The 1,204-nt window shown below is 36.0% G+C and carries 1 protein-coding gene; it reads left to right on the top strand.

From position 1 onward, the window contains the following. Positions 1-67: 67 nt before the first annotated feature. Positions 68-1,153, top strand: coding sequence for an IS481 family transposase (locus tag A1704_RS12365; protein ID WP_062673824.1), 1,086 nt, complete (start codon positions 68-70; stop codon positions 1,151-1,153). The last annotated feature ends 51 nt before the right edge of the window (positions 1,154-1,204 follow it).

Below are 1,204 nucleotides of genomic sequence, written 5' to 3'. Positions count from 1 at the left end.
TGAATTAGTCAATACTTAATCTGACAGTTATAATCAAATTAAATAACTTTAAAACAGATTAAGTATTATGACAACACAACAAAAAATTATCAAAAACAAGCTAGGCGTACTTGAATTAGCACAACATTTAGGAAATGTATCCAAAGCTTGTAAAGTAATGGGTTATTCCCGAGACAGTTTTTATCGATTCAAAGAACTGTATGAGCAAGGAGGTGAATTAGCATTACAGGAAATCTCCAGAAGAAAGCCAGTATTAAAGAATCGTGTAGATGAAGTCATTGAAAAGGCTGTTGTTGATATAGCCATTGAAAACCCTGCTCTGGGGCAGCTTAGAGTAAGTAATGAACTTAAAAAGAAAGGTTTCATTGTATCACCAGGTGGAGTCAGAAGTATTTGGTTAAGACACGATCTACATACGTTTAAACTAAGATTAAAAGCCCTGGAAGCCAAATCTGCTCAAGATGGTGTAGTCCTTACTGAATCTCAACTTTCAGCACTGGAAAGGGCTAAGGAAGAGAAAAAAGCTCATGGAGAAATTGAAACTCATCATCCTGGATATTTAGGAGCTCAAGACACTTATTATGTAGGCAATATCAAAGGAGTTGGACATATTTATCAGCAAACTTTTATTGACACATATTCCAAAGTAGCATTTGCAAAGTTATATGACCGTAAAAATGCTCTTATTGCTGCTGACATGCTTAATGATCAGGTAGTCCCATTCTTTGAGCAGCAGGAACTTCGTTTACTCAGAATTTTAACAGACCGAGGAACGGAATACTGTGGAATAAGAGAACAGCATGAATACCAGCTTTATTTAGCGATTGAAGATATTGATCACACAAAGACCAAGGCTAAAAGTCCTCAGACCAATGGCATTTGCGAGCGTTTTCACAGGACGATACAGGACGAGTTCTATGCTATAGCTTTCAGAAAGAAAATTTACAGAAGTATTGAAGAACTGCAATTAGACTTAAACAGCTGGCTATCGTATTACAACAATGAAAGAACGCATACAGGAAAACATTGTTACGGTAAAACACCGATGCAGACGTTTTCGGATAGTAAACCTATTGCAAAAGATAAATTATTGGAAACTCTTGCAGAGGAACAAAAAATCCTTACTTTTGGAAGTAAGGACAATATTGGATAACTGACAATTATTTTTAACCCCTAACTGTCAGATAAAGTCGTGGCTATTACA

This window comes from Chryseobacterium cucumeris (assembly GCF_001593385.1).
Lineage (GTDB): Bacteria > Bacteroidota > Bacteroidia > Flavobacteriales > Weeksellaceae > Chryseobacterium > Chryseobacterium cucumeris.
This window is presented reverse-complemented; position numbering and strand designations above follow the sequence as displayed.